The organism is Bacillus thermotolerans (assembly GCF_000812025.2).
GTDB lineage: Bacteria > Bacillota > Bacilli > Bacillales > Domibacillaceae > Quasibacillus > Quasibacillus thermotolerans.
This window is the reverse complement of sequence record NZ_JWJE02000015.1, coordinates 1-16,209: the sequence shown is the minus strand read 5'-3', so window position 1 is coordinate 16,209 and position 16,209 is coordinate 1. Positions and strand designations below refer to the sequence as shown.

Genomic DNA, 16,209 nt, shown 5'->3' with positions numbered 1-16,209 from the left:
ACAGTAAGCACGGCTGGAGAATAGCGGTCATTCCCTTATGAAATGGCCGCTTTTTCCGCCTTTTTTCTCGATAAGCATCGTTTGAGAAATGACCATTTCTTTATCAACAGCTTTACACATATCATAAACAGTAAGAGCAGCTACTGAACAGGCAGTGAGCGCCTCCATTTCTACTCCGGTTTGTCCCTTTACTGCTACTTCTGCTGTGATCATCAAGGTATCTTTCCCATTATCGGCAAAAGACAAATCCACCTTGGTGATCATCAGCGGATGGCACATGGGAATCAGTTCGTGGGTTTTCTTGGCAGCCATAATGCCGGCTACTTGAGCAACAGCTAGCACATCGCCCTTTTTTACCTTTTGATTTAAAATTAAAGACAGCGTTTCTTCTTTCATTTGAATGGTTGTTTGAGCTATAGCCGTCCGTTTCGTTTCACTTTTTTCCGTGACGTCCACCATGTGGGCTCTGTTTTCTTCGTTGAAATGAGTTAATTTCTGGTCCATCTTTTAGCCTCCGCTTACCGGGGGGATGACAGCGATTTCTTTTCCAGTATCAAAGTAGTCCTCGTCCGCCTTGAACTCCATATCCACTGCAATCATGCAATTTGGAAGATCATGGGCAATTACTGGATAACGCTGGGCCAGTCCCTCTTTAATTTGCTGAATCGTTTCTCTCGGTGATACTTCGACTGTATCCTTGTCGAATCCGAGCTTTTCTTCTAGAAAAGCGAAGAATTTAACGGTTACCGTCATCGCGAATTCCTCCCCATCTAATTTTGTCCTCATCAAATTCTTTTTTCCAAATCGGTACGCGCTTTTTCAACTCTTCAATAATGTAACGAGATCCCTCATACGACTCGTTACGATGCGGAGTGGATACGCCAACCAAAACAGCAATATCACTAATATCCAGTCTCCCTAGCCGGTGAACTACAACAACGTCAGCATTATATTTTTCTTCGACACTTTTAGCCAGCTTCTCTAACTCTTTTACTGCCATTTCTTCATAGGCGTAATATTCGATCGAAGAAGTCTTGACTGTACCGGTAAGATCTCGAATTGTACCGATGAATAAATTATTTCCCCCATGATGGGGATTCAGCAGCTTTTGAAAATACCCATTCACATCAATGGGTTCCGTTTGCAGCTTGACCTCAATCACGTCGTTCCCCCCTTAGTCATTATCTCCTTATCATAACATCCATACATCTACATAATCACCTTGTCTCTTTCCTTCTTCTCCACCGGGAATCTTAACAAAACAGGTGGTTTGATGAAGATTGCCGAGTGAGCTGGACTGGTCGCTGCCGACAGGGGTCACGCACAGCTGCCCGCTCTCATTAAAAGAATGCTGTGCCCTCAAAATACGATCAAAAGCATTTTCTTTCAAATAATCTGTTTGCAGGACGGCTGTTGCTCGCCTTTCAACCTGCTGGCATTGCATTAGATGTCTAATATAAGGCTTAATAAATAAATGAAAGCCGATGAAACAAGCCCCAGGATTTCCCGACAACGCCATCAGCAAAGTATCTCCTGCCCAGGCGGCGCTTGTGGGACTTCCCGGCCGCATTTGAATTTTATTGAAAAGCAATTGATGACCTTCTACTACTTCAGCCATAAAATCGAAATCGCCGACCGATACGCCTCCGGTTGTCACAATAATATCTGCTTCTTGTGCCAAGGAAGACAACGTCTTTTCGATGCTGCCCTTCTGATCAGGAAGCTGCCCGGAGTAAATAAGTTCTCCGTTATGTTCTCGTACCAATTGTTCCAAAAGAGGACGGTTACTATCATATATCTTTCCATCTTGTATCGGCTCGCCCAGCGACAGCAGCTCGGTACCTGTTGACAGCACCGCCACTTTCGGCTTCCGGAAAACCGGAACCGTTTCTATTCCGAATGCGCGAAGCAGGCTGATCGTTCCTGCGTTCACTTCGTCGCCCTTTTCTAAAATCGTGTCACCCGTAAAGAAATCAGAGCCGATAGGATTAATATTGTCTGTGGCATGTGTACGCAAAATGACCACCTCGTCCTGCTCTTTCGATGGTTCCGTATACTCCAGCATAATGACTTTGCCGGCATCATCAGGCACTTTGGCGCCAGTCATAATACGGACAGCCTGATTCCTTTCAAGGTTTCCGGAAAACACTTCCCCACATGGCAGTTCCCCGACTACTTTAATGCTTTTCGGAAAACCTTCATCATCTTCCTTGCGAATGGCATACCCGTCATACATGGATCTTCGGAAAGACGGAATCGACAAAGGGGCATATATATCACGAGAAATCACATAATTCAGACTGTTATCGACATGAATATGGATTTCTCCCAGGTCCTTCTTGCTTTCTAGAAGCTTATTAAAAGCCTCTTCTATTTTAATCGCTTGTCTTGCTTTAATCAACGTTACCACCTCAGCAGCAGATTGTTTACATCTAGAAAAAGAGCTGAAGTTAAGTCAGCTCTCTTTCAGATACAAATTATTCATCTTTTATTTGATCACATGCTTAGTAGGAGAAATTTGCACGTCAGCCGCCCTTAAAGCATGGACGATCGCTTTCGCCAGATTTGGTGCTCCAGGCGTATCTCCATGGATGCAAATGGTTTCCGCTTCAATAGATACGTCCTTCCCATCGTGAGTAACAACTCGTCCTTCCTTCACCATACGGACAACCCGCTGGGCCATTGCCTCGTAATCTTTGATTTCTGCTCCTTTTCTTGTTAACACAATGGATCCGCTTTCCGTATGCTCACGGTCGGAGTAGGCTTCCTTTGCTACTGGAACCCCCATTTTAACAGCTTCTTCGTATACTTCAGAGCGGTTAAAAGCGAACACAATCATATTGGGGTCTGCTTCATGAACCGCCTCAAGAATAGCGCGTGCCAGCTGCCTGTCTTCCATCGCTTTCATAAAGAGCGCACCGTGCGGCTTGCAATGCTGAACCTGTGCACCGATGGCCCGACTGAACTCACGCAAAGCACCTAGCTGGTAAGTAACGTAATCTTTCACTTCTGAGGGCGTACAGATCATGTAGCGGCGTCCAAAGCCTAAGAGATCCGGAAAAGCAGGATGAGCCCCAATAGCAACATCGTATTGCTGAGCAAGTTCTACGGTTTTCCTCATCACATGCGGATCACCGCCATGGAAACCGCAGGCGATGTTAGCCGACGTAATATACTGCATCATTTCTTCATCGTTTCCCAGCTCGTAAAGACCAAAGCTTTCTCCCATATCACAGTTTAAATCTACTTTATGCACCCGTTTCACCTCTCAAGCTGTACTTTCTTTTTTTCTAGGAACTGCGTTGTATAATCACCGCTGATAAACTCATCATTTTTCATAATGTCCTCTAACAGGGTCAGATTCGTCTTGAGTCCTTGAACATCCATTTGAGCAAGCGCCCGCTCCATTTTCTTAATGGCTTCATCACGACTAGTGCCGTGAACGATAATCTTGCCGATCATTGGATCATAAAACGGAGTTACATCGTTGCCTTCTTGTACGCCAAAATCCAGCCTTACCTCTTTTTGAGGTAACGTAAGCTTCGTTAAATGACCTGGGGACGGAAAGAATGTGTTTGGATCTTCCGCATAAAGACGGCATTCAATCGCATGACCTGACTTATGAATCTCGTGCTGCTGAAGCGGCAGTTCCTCTCCAGCGGCAATTCTTAATTGCCATTCCACTAGGTCAAGTCCTGTAATTTCTTCCGTTACAGGATGCTCTACCTGTAAGCGGGTGTTCATTTCAAGGAAATAGAAATTTTTATGCTCATCAAAAATAAATTCCATTGTACCGACATTCGTGTAGCCAATCTCTTTCACTCCACGGACAGCGGCTGCTAGCAGCTGTTCTCTAAGAGCCTCATCAAGGAAAGGAGATGGACTTTCTTCCACCACTTTTTGATTGCGGCGCTGCACGGAACATTCTCTCTCAAACAAATGAACGATATTTCCAAAACGATCGGCTGCTACCTGTACTTCAATGTGCCTTGGATGCGAGATCCATTTTTCTAAAAAGACGGCCCCGTCATTAAAGAATGATTCCGCCTTTTGAATAGTCGAATCAAAGGCTTTTTGCAGCTCTTCACGGCTATGGACAAGCTGCATACCGATACCGCCGCCCCCCGCGCTTGCTTTCAACATAAGCGGATAGCCCAGCTCCTCTGCCACAGCTAACGCTTCCTCTATTGAGCTCAGACGGCCGACAGAACCCGGCACAACAGGCACACCGGCTTTTTTCATTTGCTCTCTTGCTTCTAGCTTGCTGCCCATCGTCTCCATCACCTTGGCAGATGGACCGATAAAGACAATATTCTCTTGCTCACAGCGCCCGGCAAATACCGGGTTTTCGGACAAAAATCCATATCCTGGATGAATAGCATCTGCTCCCGTTTCTTTCGCAGCCTGAATAATCTTTTCGATATCAAGATAGCTCTTTTTTGCTTGTGCAGGGCCAATGCAAACAGCCTCGGTTGCTTCACTTACAAACGGCGCCTGGGCATCTGCTTCTGAATAAACAGCAACCGTTTCAATGTTGAGCTGCTGGCATGTCCGAATAATCCTTCTAGCAATCTCTCCCCTATTGGCAACTAGTACTTTATTAAAATATGCCATACGCTTCCTCCATTAATTGTAATTAGCTCTCTGCCACAATCACAGCAATCTCTTGACCTGCATCTAATACATCCTCTTCATTCACTAAGAACTTTTCAAGAACTCCTGCTGCTTCTGCCTTGATTTCATAGAAATTTTTCATTACCTCGACTAAGCCGATCACATCGCCTTCTTTGACTGCGTCACCTTCTTTTACATACACGTCCTTATCCGGTGATGGTTTGCGGTAGAAAACTCCTGGAATAGGTGATAATACTTTTTTAGCTGCTCCTGTCATTGGTTAGTCCCCCTATAATTGAAATAATTGCTGTTTCAGTTTTTCAATTTTCTGTTTATTTTCTTTTCTTGCCTGCAGTGCCTCTTCAATATCGACCGCAACAAAACGCACTTTTTCATTGGTTTTTATTTGTGCCATTTTATCTAAATCGGTGCTGATGATTGTACCAACCGTGGCATAACCGCCCCCTGTTACCGCATCATTTAATAGGGCAATCGGCTCTACGCCGTCCGGCACTTGAATAGAGCCGATCGGGTAGCCAAGGTCTACGACATTTGAAGGGTTGCTGCCTGCTCCAAAAGGCTGCTCACGTTCCACGAAATTCAGACGCTCCCCTTTAAATCGGTAGCCGACACGGTTGGCTTCTGTTGTCACTGTCCAGTCAATCGAGAAGAAGCGCTGTTTGCTTTCTTCTGTTAACCGGTAACTGCACAGCCCTACGATAACACGTATTTCATTCACTTTTGAAAATGACGGAATAAATTCCGACTGCACCCGTGTGCCGACTGGTACTTGGTGTTTAGATTGATTACCAATGTTTAATTCATCGCCTTGCTCAAGCGGCCGGCCCTCTAAACCGCCGATACCGCATAATGTATAAGTAGAACGCGATCCCATGATAAGAGGTACATCAATCCCTCCTGCCACAGCTAAGTAAACACGGGCCCCCTGCTTTACAAAGTCAAATGACAGTTCGTCACCGGCTTTTACGGAGAGCGTTTCCCACATTGGTACTGGCTGGCCGTTTATTTTCGGAGGTATCTCTCCACCCGTTAACGCAATGATGGCATCTTCCTGAAATTGAAGAACAGGTCCCATGTAAGTGATTTCTAGCGCAGCGGCATTTTCATCATTGCCCACAAGCAAGTTCCCTACGGTCAATGAGTATTTATCCATCGCTCCTGACGGAGGCATTCCGACCTCGTAATAGCCGATTCGCCCATTGTCTTGTACAGTTGTCTGCAAGCCCGGACTCATTACTTTTATCATACGTACAACCTCCCTAATACATCGTCTGAGAATGCTTTTGGATCTTCCAGCACTTGTTTAGGTGTAAATGTAATCTCCCTTGTTAAATAACGGAACGTTCCGTCTTCTACTTGTTGCTGGATGGATTGAAACTCTTCCATTGTAATGCTCCGGTATCTAAAGATGTCTCCTTGCCTTGGGAAGGTGATAGAGTCTTTAAAGTCATGCAGACTCTGCTCTTTCTGGTAAATTGGAGCGGCGGCGGTGCCAAACAGCTGGTATCCCCCTGCCCCCTGCACTGGATAAATAACAGCAAATGCCCCGCCGAATCCAAACGCTCGTTCAGGAGTATATGTACGCGGCCGGACATACTTCGGTACTTCGATCTGCTTTTCTTGAGGGACCATTTGGTAGCACCATGGAAGCCCGGGAACAAAACCAATCATCGATACAAGGTAAGGGTAGTCAGTGATGGCTTTAATTAGTTCTTCTTTCGAACCAAACCCATTAATTCGAGCCGCGTACTCTAAATCAGTAGATGTCGGATCCTGATGACGGTCTCTAAAACGCATCAGCGCTTCGTTTGTCCACGGATCGTCAAAAAGGATAGGCACATCCACCATTCTTGAAGTGATCTCAAAGTCATCAACGGATACCGTTTGCTCCAATTCTTTCAATTTTGAAATCAGCTCATCGGGATGAATGTCTTCTGGATTAAAACGAACCATATAGGAAGCATTGGAAGGGCAAATATCCAATAGTCCCTTTACCTTCTCTTCTCTTAACTTTTTTGTGATAGCCATTGCTTGAAAGTTCACTTCTAAACTCATTGATTCAGATAGTTCCACAAAAATAAATTCGTCGCCGCCATATTCATAACGAGTCAACACGCTTCACCTCACTCAGTAATCTTTCTTTCGCAGTTATAAATGCAATATGCGTGCCAAACGATAATAATCGTTCAACTATTTTGATTTATCTGTATTTACAGATTTTTTCTCTCTTCAAACAAAAATAATCTTTCAAATATGAAATAGTTCCTTTCATATTTGAAAGATTATTGAATAGTTTATATCTTTAGTCATTAACTAAGAAAATAGATTCTTTGGGAGCATGAACAAACCACCCTTCCCCTTGTTCGGCCTGCAATACGGACCATTCTATCGAAGACAGCCGTGCCTCTAGCATATGACCCTGGCAATTAACCTGAACAATCACAAAGGTGATACCTTCCTGCACACTTTTTACTTGGCAAGGAAAGGTATTTTGCGTACCCCCTTTTCTTTTACTTAGTTTCACGTGATGAGAGTGAATGCAGGCAAGCAGATTCCCCTTATTTAGAGGCTTTTTGCAGCGGGCAACTAGGTAAATGTCATTCTCCGACTTTAGCTTTACTTCTTCTTTCATTTCCTCTGCTGCTTCAACCCGAATAAAGTTTTTGCAGCCGGCCATTTGAGCGACCGTACGATTTACCGGTTCATTTACTATCTCTTCTTTTATTCCCAGCTGGGCGATCTTCCCCTGCTCGTACACTAACAGCCGGCTGCACAGCTTGTACGCTTCCTCTAAGTTATGAGTGATATATAAAACAGTGCCTTCATAATTAGCCTGGATTCTATCCATTAAATCCCGCTCCAATTGATCTTTGATGTAAGGGTCCAGTGCAGAGAACGGTTCATCCAGCAGAAGCAGCTCTGGCTCGGTTATGAGAGTCCTCGCTAGCGCCACCCGTTGTTGCTGGCCGCCTGACAGCTCACTTGGGTAACAGTGTTCCACCCCTTTCAAGCCCATTCTCTCAATCATTTCATATACCAGCCGTTTACGATCTGGCACGCGTGGAATGCCAAAAGCAATATTCTTCTCAACCGTTAAATGTGGAAACAGCGCATAATTCTGAAAAACATAACCGATTTTTCTCGCTTGGGGGGATAAATTGATCTGTTGCTCAGAGTCAAATAAAATCCGCCCATTTAACGTAATACGACCCGAAGAAGGTGTTTGCAACCCCGCGATACATTGCAGAGTCATACTTTTGCCACTGCCGGACGGTCCGATGATTCCGAATATTTCATTCTCCGCTGAAAAAGAGGACGAGAGAGTGAAGGAATGAAGAGGCTTTTCTATTTGTACATCAAGCACGTCTGTTTCGTCCTTTCCCCATTTTTTTCTCCAATCGGTTTAAGCTAAACAAGCAAACTACCGCTACCGCTGTCATAATAAATACAAGCACATTTGTCAGCTCTTTATTCCCTGCCTGCAAGGCGTCGTAAATCGCAATCGGCATCGTAGTCGTGTAGTTTGGGATGCTGCCGGACACCATCAACGTCGTACCAAAATCCCCTAGCGCTCTGGCAAAGGTTAAGATAATGCCGGAGAGCATGCCCCGCCAGGCAAGCGGGATGATAATGGAAAAAATAATATTGATATTAGAGCGGCCAAGGAGCTTGGCTGCATTAATCATATCTTTATCTATCTCCGAGAAAGCTGCACGCGCGGACTTAATAAAAAAGGGAGCTGAGACAACCGAAGCAGCAACTACTGCTCCTGCCGGCGTGAAAACAAGCATGATATTCAACTGTTCCTCTAAGAACACACCTAACGCGCTGTTGCGTCCAAGCAACACGAGCAGATAATAGCCGAGCACTGTCGGCGGGAGTACAATCGGGAGCGTAAGAAGCGTGTCGGCTACATCCGCCAGTCTGCTCGTCGAACGGCTTAAGTAATAGGCAACTGGCAAGCCGACCGCCATGCCGATTACTGTAGCAAGACTCGCTACCTGCAGCGACAGAAACAGCGGAAACAGGTTAATGCCGTTTTCCACTATTGAGAGCTCCCCGGTACGTGAAATCCGTAGCTTTGTAATAGACGCTGTCCTTCCTCACCCGTTACATATTCCACAAAGGACCGAGCCAGCTCTTCCTGCTTTGTCCCTTCTACAATGGCCATCGCTTGGCGGATCGGCTCATGCAGCTGCGGATCCACCGGCACACCTTGCACTTCCTCTGTCACAATAGAGCGGGATACGATGCCGGCTTCTGCGTTGCCCGTCGCTACCAATGCAAGCGTGTCGGCTACTGATTTTCCATAGATCAGCTTATCCTTTACTTTTTCCCATAAGCCTGCCCGCTCCAATGCCTGCTTCGCGGCCATTCCGTAAGGTGCATGCTCAGGATTGGCAATAGCGATCTTTTTAACCTCTGAATTTGCTAAATCCTCTATGCTTGTTAGCGATACCGAGGAACCCTTCGAAGAAACGACGCTGAGCTCACCTTCTGAGTACATCACTTGTGTATCAGGAACCAGCTTTCCCTTCTGTTCAAGCTCCTCTATAAAACTGACATTAGCCGCCGCAAATACATCATATGGCGCTCCATTATCGATTTGCTGAGCCAGTGTTCCCGTAGAACTGAAGGTGATTTCTACATTGCGACCCGTTTGTTCTTCAAAATGCTTCTCCATCTCTTTGAAAGCGAACTGCAGGTCAGAAGCAGCCGCAATTGTAAGCGCCTGGCTTTCTCCTTCTTCCGCATCCCTTTCATTGGCGAACGTACATGCACTTAAGAAAACAATAGCTGTACAAACAGCTGCCAGCCAGCCTCTTTTTCTCATTAGCCTCTCCCCTATTTCTCCTATGTAACTATATTTATTCCATCATATATTTTTTCGCTGAAGACAAGCAACCACAACTTACCCATAACAAAAAAACCCATGAGAATGAGTTATTCATTCCATGGGTATCATGCAGAGATTACAAGTTGCAGAGATTTTTTCTTTTTTAATTTTACACCACAGCCACAAAGACTGCTGTGCTTCAGCTGTTTAATTTCCTGATGACACTTCAAGCATGTCTTCATATCATTCACCTCTATATTTAATAGTACACGTTTCTCAAATGATAATTTTTTATCTAATTATGATTAATTTCTCTTTCTTTTTTCTCAATTGTAATTACTAATTGAAAATTCATTTGCCCAACATACTGTGACTACTGTCCAAACAGCGGTTGGGCAAATGTAGTTTCATACTCAGCATGTCATGAACAAATGATGGAAAATTGCAGACTTTTTCAGCAGCGACTGGGTGGAGATATCAGCAGTTATCCTTCTACTGATTCATATTTGCGCTCTTGCGCATAAGAAAGGGCATCTGCAAGGGAGTAAAAGCATAACTCAATGTGTTTGTTTCCTTTGTCTGCTCTCACTAAACAAACTTGATCCTTTACCTTTTCAATGATTCTCTTTTCCATACAATCCACTCCTTCAGCGTAGTATCTATAATAAAGGCATCCTAGAGTCAAACTCTAGGATCCCTGTATTCTTGCCTACTCGATTGCATTCTTCCTCTTACGCTTGCTGCGGAACAGGAAGACCAAGACCTTCTGCGATACGAGTGCCGTATTCTGGGTCTGCCTTAAGGAAATGGCTGATTTGGCGAAGCTTAATTTCTTCTTTTGTCACAGGTTTCATCGCATTAACGATGTTTTCTACCAATCTGGCGCGCTCTTCCTCGCTCATTAATCGATACAAGTCGCCTGCTTGTGTATAGTGATCATCCGAATTGTAGCGATGTGTACCTGCTTGTCCGTTTACATCAAACGGTGTCACATTTGCTTCTGGTGCTTCTTTTGGTCCCCCGAAGCTATTCGGCTCATAATATACGGAGCTGCCGCCGTTGCTATCAGAACGCATTTGGCCATCACGCTGATAGTTCTGTACCGGGTTCTTTGGCGAATTGATTGGAAGCAGATTATGATTCGCACCAACCCGGTAACGATGAGCATCTGAATAAGCAAATAAACGTCCTTGAAGCATTTTGTCAGGCGAAGCCTCAATGCCCGGTACAAAATTGCCTGGAGAGAAAGTTGCCTGCTCTACTTCAGCAAAGTAGTTTTCAGGGTTGCGGTTAAGCACCATTTTGCCGACTTCGATTAATGGGTAATCTTTCTGCGACCATACCTTTGTGACATCAAACGGATCCCACTTATAAGTATTCGCGTCTTCAATCGGCATAATTTGCACATATAATGTCCATGAAGGATGGTCTCCACGGTCAATGGCATTAAATAAATCTTCTGTATGGTAATCAGGGTTCTCGCCTGCTAGCTTTTCAGCTAATTTCACATCAAGGTTTTTTACACCTTGGTCTGTTCTAAAGTGATATTTCACCCACACCGCTTCACCTTTGTCGTTCACCCATTTGAAAGTATGGCTTCCGTAACCGTGCATATGCCGCAGTGTAGCCGGAATGCCGCGGTCAGACATCAGGATAGTTACTTGGTGAAGTGACTCCGGTGACAGTGACCAGAAATCCCAAACAGCTGTAGGGTTCTTTAAGTGTGTCTGCGGATCACGCTTTTGTGTATGAATGAAATCCGGGAACTTAATCGCGTCTCTAATGAAGAACACAGGTGTGTTATTTCCGACGATGTCGTAGTTTCCTTCATCTGTATAAAACTTCACCGCAAAGCCGCGCGGATCGCGCACCGTATCGGCTGAACCAAGCTCGCCTGCTACTGTTGAAAAGCGAGTAAACAACGGTGTGCGTTTCCCAGCCTCGGATAAAAAGTCCGCTTTTGTATATTTAGATATTTCATTGTTAGTTACCTCAAAGTAACCATGAGCACCAGCGCCCTTTGCATGAACAACACGTTCAGGTACACGTTCGCGGTTAAAGTGAGCCAGCTTTTCAAGTAAGTGTACATCTTGAATTAATGTAGGACCGCGTTGTCCAGCTGTTTGTGAATTTTGATTATCTCCTACCGGGGCCCCCCAGCTAGTTGTCAATTTATTGTTAATCAAGGTTATCACCTCATTGATTTATTTAGAATCTGTTGATATTTATATAATACCATCTATAAAACAAAAATCAATACTAAATTATAATTATTTTAAATAAAGAATGACTATCTTTAATGATTGCTCATTTTTTATGTATGACGAAATAAGAGTGCTCATACAGTAGAAACATTGATGTGAAAAGCGCCTCAAAAGGATGGAGATTTCTAAACTATGAAACTTTGAGTATATTGGTTGACTTTCGTTCTCAAAATATAGATGATAAACACGTAAGTAATTTTTAGAAAACATTGAATTTTCACTTTAAGGGGGAGTCGCAATGATCTACGCTAATCCAGGACAAGAAGGATCGAAGGTTACCTTTAAGAAACGTTACGACAATTTCATTAATGGAGAATGGAAAGCCCCTGTCGGCGGCCAGTATTTTGAAAATGTGACACCGGTGACTGGAGAAGTTTTTTGTGAAGTTGCCCGCTCGCAGGCGGAGGATATTGAACTGGCGCTGGATGCTGCTCATGCGGCAAAAGACGCCTGGGGAAAGACGTCTCCAGCTGAACGGGCGAATATCTTGAATAAAATCGCTGACCGCATGGAAGAGAATTTAGAAACACTAGCGGTGGCAGAAACATGGGATAACGGAAAAGCCGTGCGTGAGACGCTGAATGCGGACCTGCCGCTGGCGATTGACCACTTCCGCTACTTTGCTGGTGCGATCCGTGCCCAGGAAGGCTCACTGAGCCAAATTGACGAAGATACAGTTGCGTACCATTTCCATGAGCCGCTCGGTGTAGTCGGCCAGATTATTCCTTGGAACTTCCCGCTTCTTATGGGCGTCTGGAAGCTCGCTCCTGCGCTTGCCGCGGGCAACTGTGTCGTGCTGAAGCCAGCAGAACAGACACCGGCTTCTATTCTAGTCTTCATCGACCTCGTGAAAGACCTGCTGCCGCCAGGTGTCGTGAACATTGTTAACGGCTTTGGCCTTGAAGCAGGGAAGCCGCTCGCTTCTAACAAGCGCATCGCTAAGATCGCCTTTACCGGTGAAACGACAACAGGCCGCCTGATCATGCAGTACGCTTCCCAAAACCTGATCCCTGTGACACTGGAGCTGGGCGGCAAATCACCGAACATTTTCTTCGATGATGTTATGGAAAAAGACGATGCTTTCTTAAGCAAAGCGATTGAAGGCTTTGTCATGTTCGCGCTGAACCAGGGAGAAATTTGTACATGCCCTTCCCGCGCGCTTGTGCATGAGAGCATCTATGACGAATTCATTGAGCGAGCAATTGCACGCGTGAAAGAGATTAAGACGGGTAACCCGCTAGATACAGACACGATGATGGGCGCCCAAGCCTCCAACGAGCAAATGGAGAAGATTCTTTCCTACATTGATATCGGTAACCAGGAGGGTGCAGAGTGCCTGGTCGGCGGCGGCAGAAATATGATTGCCGGCTTTGAGAACGGCTACTATGTGCAGCCGACGATCTTTAAAGGCAGCAACAACATGCGCATCTTCCAAGAGGAAATCTTTGGTCCGGTGCTGTCTGTCACTACCTTTAAAGAAGAGGAAGAGGCATTGAACATGGCGAATGATACGCTGTACGGCCTGGGCGCTGGTGTATGGTCCCGCCATGCCAACCGCGCATACCGATTCGGCCGCGGCATCCAGGCTGGGCGTGTATGGACAAACTGTTATCACCAGTACCCGGCTCACGCAGCCTTTGGCGGCTATAAAATGTCCGGTATCGGCCGCGAGAACCATCTAATGATGCTCGATCATTACCAGCAGACAAAGAACCTGCTTGTCAGCTACAGTGAAGACCCGCTTGGATTCTTTTAATGAAGAAAGGGGGTAACCTGTATGGTTGCACGCGTAACTGCTACTCCTGCCGCTATTGAGTTAATGGAGAAACTGAAGGAAAAGCACGGCCCGCTTATGTTTCACCAGTCGGGAGGCTGCTGTGACGGCAGCTCACCGATGTGCTATCCGAGGGGTGAATTTCTGACTGGCGACAGTGATGTCTTGCTCGGCGAAATCGGTGACTCACCTTTTTATATCAGTGAGGCGCAATATGAGTATTGGAAGCATACGCAGCTAATCATTGACGTCGTCGACGGCCGAGGGGGCATGTTTTCGCTTGAAGGTCCCGAGGGCAAGCGCTTTTTAACGAGATCACGCGTGTTTACTCCTGAAGAAAGAGAAGAACTGAGTATATAGATCTCTTCAAAGACCGGCCTCAGCGCCGGTCTTTTTTAGTCAGCTTTTTCACTCGCTGTTAATCAGTATATACAACCCTTCAATATTTCCTTATAATGTACACATATAAAAAGAATATTCAAACATATTGACATCGAAAGAGGAGATACGAAATGAGCCAGCGCCCATTAACAGCAAAAACAATAACAACAGATATAAAATTTCCTGTATCCTTTGAGGAGTGGGAGCAAAAAGCTGCTTCCTGTATGCCGGCAGGAGGCTATGGGTACGCCAGTACCGGTGCTGGCGGCGGCGAGACAGGAAGAAGAAATGAAGAGGCCTTTGCCAAATGGGCAATTGTGCCTCGTATGCTAAGCGACGTCTCAAACCTTGACACGAGCATTACTTTGTTCGGCCGAACTTATCCTCACCCATTCTTGCTTGCCCCGATTGGCATGCAGAAGCTCTCCCACGAAGAAGGTGAGCTGGCTTCTGCACGGGCCGCCGAAGCAATGAATGTTCCTTTTATCTTGAGCACAGTAGCCAGCCATTCCATTGAAGAGGTGGCAGCGGCTGCTCCAAACGGCTCCAAATGGTTTCAGCTTTATTGGTCTAATAATGAAGAAGTCACTTTCAGCATGGTCGAGAGGGCGGAGAAGGCCGGTTACGAAGCAATTGTTGTGACGGTAGATACCATCATAAGCGGTTTCCGTGAAACAGATATCCGCAGTGAGTTCTCTCCACTGGCTAAAGGTGTCGGCAAAGCCAACTATGAAACGGACCCAGCCTTTATGAGGTCTCTTGCGAAGCACAATGAGGAAGCGATTGTGGAAGCCTTGTTAGAGAATATTGCTACCCCTTCCCTTCACTGGAACCATATTGCCAAGCTGAAAGAGAGAACTAATTTACCTGTTCTTCTGAAAGGCATCCTCCATCCAGATGATGCGCGAACAGCGATCGAATACGGTGTGGACGGGCTGATTGTCTCAAATCACGGAGGGCGCCAGTTAGATGGAGTAATTGCTTCAATTGATGCTCTTCCGGCAGTAGCAGAGGCCGTACAAAAGCAGGTCCCTATTCTATTAGACAGCGGTGTCCGCCGCGGCATTGATGCCGTAAAGGCACTAGCCCTTGGAGCAGATGCTGTCATGATCGGCCGACCGTTTCTTTACGGTTTAGCCGCTTATGGACAGCAAGGAGTGGAAAAAGTGCTTGAACGTTTTATTGAAGAAACACGCATCTCGCTTTCCCTTGCTGGCATTGCCAAATTGCCGGATGCTGGACGGCTAAAAATGGTCAGAGATTAATAGCTTCAAGAGAGGACTTTCTTCTGTCCTCTCTTTTTTAAATTTTTAAGAGAAGATTTACATGTATTTAACAGCCTCTCTACAGTCTCTTTATATAATAAACCGTGTTGTCATGCTGAAGCAGGATAGAGGAGGGTTTATTGTGAGTAATGAGATGAACAGACGGAAGTTTATTAAAATCGGGGGAATGAGTACGGTCGCACTAACACTTGCCTCCACCGGCGTTCCCGTTGATTTATTCAATGAAACAGAGGTTTCTGCCCGAAAACTGGACAAAGCCAAGCTGAAGTTCAATCCTGACGGGAAATTTAAAATTATGCAATTTAACGACACACAGGATGATGAGCGCATTGACCGACGCACAATTGAGCTGATGGAAAAAGTGCTGGATAGCGAAAAACCAGACTTTGTGGTCCTAAATGGTGATAATATCTCAAGCGGCTGTGAGACACCTCTTGAGATGAAGCAAGCGATGAATAATATTGCCCAGCCGATGGAGCAGCGAGGCATTAAGTGGGCGGTAACTTTCGGCAATCACGATGAAGATTCCACCCCGAAAAGCGGACTAGATGAAGAGGATATGCTACGCGTGTACATGTCCTACCCTCACAACATGAATCAGCCGGGAGAAAAAGGACTGACTGGCACAGGAAATATGAATTTACTGATCAATGACTCAAAAAATAAAAAACCAGTCTTCAACCTTTGGCTGCTGGATAGCGGAAGATACGCTCCGGAAACGATTGCGGGGCAAGACTTTGAAGGGTATCCTACATGGGATTGGCTGCGCTTTAACCAAGTGCGCTGATATTATGATCAATCAAAGGAAATAGAAAAGAGGTTCGGGCGAAAAATCCCTTCACTTCTATTCATACATATTCCTCTGTGGGAACACCGCTATATGTGGTTTGCAAGCGTGGATGAACGATCAGAAAGCCGTCATGAACTGGCTGTTAAAAAACGGCTCTATAATATTTGTTGGGGTTTAAACAAAATTTTGTGTGCATAAAAAAACACGCAAACTCCTCATTCTTTTATACTTGAATTGTCGAG

The 16,209-nt window shown here is 45.4% G+C and carries 18 protein-coding genes; 4 read left to right on the top strand and 14 right to left on the bottom strand.

Going from position 1 to position 16,209, the window contains the following annotated elements:
- Positions 1-27: 27 nt before the first annotated feature.
- The 14 genes from moaC to katA form a co-directional block, all read right to left on the bottom strand.
- Positions 28-504, bottom strand: coding sequence for a cyclic pyranopterin monophosphate synthase MoaC (moaC, locus tag QY97_RS07865; protein WP_039237167.1), 477 nt, complete (start codon positions 502-504; stop codon positions 28-30).
- A gap of 3 nt (positions 505-507) precedes the next feature.
- A complete protein-coding gene (gene moaD / locus QY97_RS07860; protein WP_039237165.1) occupies positions 508-753 on the bottom strand; it encodes a molybdopterin converting factor subunit 1 in 246 nt (81 codons plus the stop codon).
- Positions 737-1,162, bottom strand: coding sequence for a molybdenum cofactor biosynthesis protein MoaE (locus QY97_RS07855; protein ID WP_039237163.1), 426 nt, complete (start codon positions 1,160-1,162; stop codon positions 737-739). The genes moaD and QY97_RS07855 overlap by 17 nt, the downstream gene beginning before the upstream one ends.
- A gap of 30 nt (positions 1,163-1,192) precedes the next feature.
- The gene (locus QY97_RS07850) at positions 1,193-2,401 is read right to left on the bottom strand and encodes a molybdopterin molybdotransferase MoeA (protein WP_039237161.1); all 1,209 of its coding nucleotides are present in this window, start codon (positions 2,399-2,401) and stop codon (positions 1,193-1,195) included.
- 87 nt (positions 2,402-2,488) lie between these two features.
- Positions 2,489-3,256, bottom strand: a complete 768-nt coding sequence (locus QY97_RS07845; protein ID WP_083965838.1) for a LamB/YcsF family protein — start codon at positions 3,254-3,256, stop codon at positions 2,489-2,491.
- A 5-nt stretch (positions 3,257-3,261) separates the two neighbouring features.
- Positions 3,262-4,614 carry an acetyl-CoA carboxylase biotin carboxylase subunit gene (locus QY97_RS07840; protein WP_039237159.1) on the bottom strand — a complete coding sequence of 451 codons (1,353 nt, stop codon included), beginning with the start codon at positions 4,612-4,614 and terminating at the stop codon, positions 3,262-3,264.
- A gap of 22 nt (positions 4,615-4,636) precedes the next feature.
- Positions 4,637-4,891: an acetyl-CoA carboxylase gene (locus tag QY97_RS07835; RefSeq protein WP_039237158.1), complete on the bottom strand. Its 255-nt coding sequence runs from the start codon at positions 4,889-4,891 to the stop codon at positions 4,637-4,639.
- Between the two features lie 12 nt (positions 4,892-4,903).
- Positions 4,904-5,881: a 5-oxoprolinase subunit C family protein gene (locus QY97_RS07830; protein ID WP_039237156.1), complete on the bottom strand. Its 978-nt coding sequence runs from the start codon at positions 5,879-5,881 to the stop codon at positions 4,904-4,906.
- A complete protein-coding gene (locus tag QY97_RS07825) occupies positions 5,878-6,747 on the bottom strand; it encodes a 5-oxoprolinase subunit B family protein (protein ID WP_046128424.1) in 870 nt (289 codons plus the stop codon). Before QY97_RS07825 ends, QY97_RS07830 begins: the two co-directional genes overlap by 4 nt.
- Positions 6,748-6,937: 190 nt before the next feature.
- Positions 6,938-7,999: a sulfate/molybdate ABC transporter ATP-binding protein gene (locus QY97_RS07820; RefSeq protein ID WP_039237152.1), complete on the bottom strand. Its 1,062-nt coding sequence runs from the start codon at positions 7,997-7,999 to the stop codon at positions 6,938-6,940.
- Positions 7,992-8,684, bottom strand: a complete 693-nt coding sequence (gene modB, locus QY97_RS07815; RefSeq protein WP_408606256.1) for a molybdate ABC transporter permease subunit — start codon at positions 8,682-8,684, stop codon at positions 7,992-7,994. The genes QY97_RS07820 and modB overlap by 8 nt, the downstream gene beginning before the upstream one ends.
- Complete coding sequence (gene modA / locus QY97_RS07810) at positions 8,681-9,469, bottom strand: molybdate ABC transporter substrate-binding protein (RefSeq protein ID WP_039237148.1); 789 nt, start codon at positions 9,467-9,469, stop codon at positions 8,681-8,683. Before modA ends, modB begins: the two co-directional genes overlap by 4 nt.
- Positions 9,470-9,956: 487 nt before the next feature.
- Complete coding sequence (locus QY97_RS20405) at positions 9,957-10,106, bottom strand: hypothetical protein (RefSeq protein ID WP_156994504.1); 150 nt, start codon at positions 10,104-10,106, stop codon at positions 9,957-9,959.
- A 97-nt stretch (positions 10,107-10,203) separates the two neighbouring features.
- Entirely contained in the window at positions 10,204-11,658 is a 1,455-nt protein-coding gene (gene katA, locus QY97_RS07805; protein WP_039237146.1) for a catalase KatA, read from the bottom strand.
- A gap of 316 nt (positions 11,659-11,974) precedes the next feature.
- Here katA and adh point away from each other — a divergent pair, with 316 nt between their 5' ends.
- The 4 genes from adh to QY97_RS07785 all read left to right on the top strand — a co-directional run bounded on the left by adh (position 11,975) and on the right by QY97_RS07785 (position 15,964).
- Positions 11,975-13,492 carry an aldehyde dehydrogenase gene (gene adh, locus QY97_RS07800; protein ID WP_039237145.1) on the top strand — a complete coding sequence of 506 codons (1,518 nt, stop codon included), beginning with the start codon at positions 11,975-11,977 and terminating at the stop codon, positions 13,490-13,492.
- Between the two features lie 21 nt (positions 13,493-13,513).
- Positions 13,514-13,870, top strand: a complete 357-nt coding sequence (locus QY97_RS07795) for a DUF779 domain-containing protein (protein WP_039237143.1) — start codon at positions 13,514-13,516, stop codon at positions 13,868-13,870.
- 152 nt (positions 13,871-14,022) lie between these two features.
- Positions 14,023-15,156 carry an alpha-hydroxy-acid oxidizing protein gene (locus QY97_RS07790; RefSeq protein WP_046128694.1) on the top strand — a complete coding sequence of 378 codons (1,134 nt, stop codon included), beginning with the start codon at positions 14,023-14,025 and terminating at the stop codon, positions 15,154-15,156.
- A gap of 142 nt (positions 15,157-15,298) precedes the next feature.
- Positions 15,299-15,964, top strand: a complete 666-nt coding sequence (locus QY97_RS07785; protein ID WP_232506259.1) for a metallophosphoesterase — start codon at positions 15,299-15,301, stop codon at positions 15,962-15,964.
- Positions 15,965-16,209: the final 245 nt, after the last annotated feature.